The organism is uncultured Amaricoccus sp. (assembly GCF_937858865.1).
GTDB lineage: Bacteria > Pseudomonadota > Alphaproteobacteria > Rhodobacterales > Rhodobacteraceae > Amaricoccus.
Genome location: NZ_CALLYO010000365.1, coordinates 1 through 1,463, shown reverse-complemented (window position 1 = coordinate 1,463; position 1,463 = coordinate 1). Strand labels below are relative to the sequence as shown.

The window sequence follows — 1,463 nt, the reverse complement described above, 5'->3', positions numbered from 1 at the left end:
AAGGCGGCGAAATGCGGCAGCTCGATCCCCTCGTGGAAGATCAGCGTCGTCTCGAGGCCGCCGTCGGTCAGGAAAAGGGTATTGCCAAGTTGTGGCAACGAATTCCGGTACTTCGCACGCATGGCTCACAATCCTCGGATGTCGTTGATGGCGCCGAAGGTGCCGAAATCCCGCTGGCCGCGATAGCGGCTTTGCGGTATAGTCCCGCCATCCGGAAATTGTCCTTGCCTTACAGCCCATTGCGCGGCGCGCCCCCGGAAGGCCGCCCCCAGCCGTCGGAGATTCCGTACCGTGGGTACAGTCGCAGTGCTGCCGAAGGCCGCCTCGCGGGGCGAACAGACCCGCCGGCGCATCCTCGAGGTCGCGCGGGACGCGATCCTCGCCAAGGGCTTCGACGCCACCTCGATCGAGGAGATCGTCGCCGGGGCCGAGATCACCCGGAGCGGCTTCTTCTACCATTTCCGCGACAAGAACGAGCTCGCCCGCGCGCTGCTCGAGATGTCGATGCACGAGGACCGGGCGCTGCTCGCCGAGGTCTTCCGCCGCGGCCACGAGCTCTCCGACGATCCGCTGCACGCCTTCCTCGTCGGCCTCAGGCTGCTTGCCGAGATGATGGCCGACATGCCGAACGGCCATCCCGGCTGCATCGTCACCACCGTCTGCTACCAGGAGCGGCTCTTCGACCGCGAGGTGCGCGCGCTCAACCGCCAGGTCGTCCTCAACTGGCGGGCGATCTTCCTCGCCGAACTCGAAGCGGTGGCCGAGCGCTACCCCCCGTCCGAGCCGGTCGATCTCGTCGCCCTCGCCGACATGCTCTCCACCGTCGTCGAGGGGGGCATCGTCATGTCCAAGGCCCTCGGCGAGCCGCGGCTCCTTGCCGAGCAGATCCTGCTGCAGCGCACCTACGTCAAGCTCCTCTTCGCCCCCAGGTGACGCCCGCCCCGCCTTCCTTCCTCTGCGCCGGGGCGGCCCACTGGGACATCATCGGCCAGACCTCCCACGCGCTCCTCCCGGGCGCCGACGTGCCCGGCCGCGTCAGCCGCCGCCCGGGCGGCGTCGCCCAGAACGTCGCCCGCGCCCTCGCCGCGCTCGGCCACCCCGCCGTGCTCCTCGCCGCCATCGGCCGCGACCCGGAGGGCGCGGCGCTGGCCGCCGACCTCAGCGCCGCCGGCGTCGACTGCGCCGGCCTCCACCGCCACGACGGCCCGACCGACCGCTACCTCGGCATCGAGGGCCCGACCGGCGCGCTGCACGCCGCCGTCGCCGACTGCGCCGGGCTCGAGCGCGCCGGCCTCGCGCTCCTCGCCCCGCTGCGCGACGGCCGCCTCCCCTCGCCCTGGCCCGGCACCCTCGTCCTCGACGGCAACCTACCCCCGGCGACCCTCGGCGCCTTCCTCGAGGTGCCGGCCGCCGCCCTCGCCCTCGTCCCGGCGAGCCCGGCCAAGGCCGCCCGCCTCGCCCCC

Annotated in this window: 2 protein-coding genes; both read left to right on the top strand. The window is 72.4% G+C overall.

From position 1 onward, the window contains the following. Positions 1-291 precede the first annotated feature (291 nt). A complete protein-coding gene (locus Q0112_RS10495; RefSeq protein WP_297974918.1) occupies positions 292-933 on the top strand; it encodes a TetR/AcrR family transcriptional regulator in 642 nt (213 codons plus the stop codon). Continuing rightward, positions 930-1,463, top strand: a 534-nt coding sequence (locus tag Q0112_RS10490; RefSeq protein WP_297974915.1) for a PfkB family carbohydrate kinase, incomplete at its 3' end; no start/stop codon positions are given. The genes Q0112_RS10495 and Q0112_RS10490, both read left to right, overlap by 4 nt.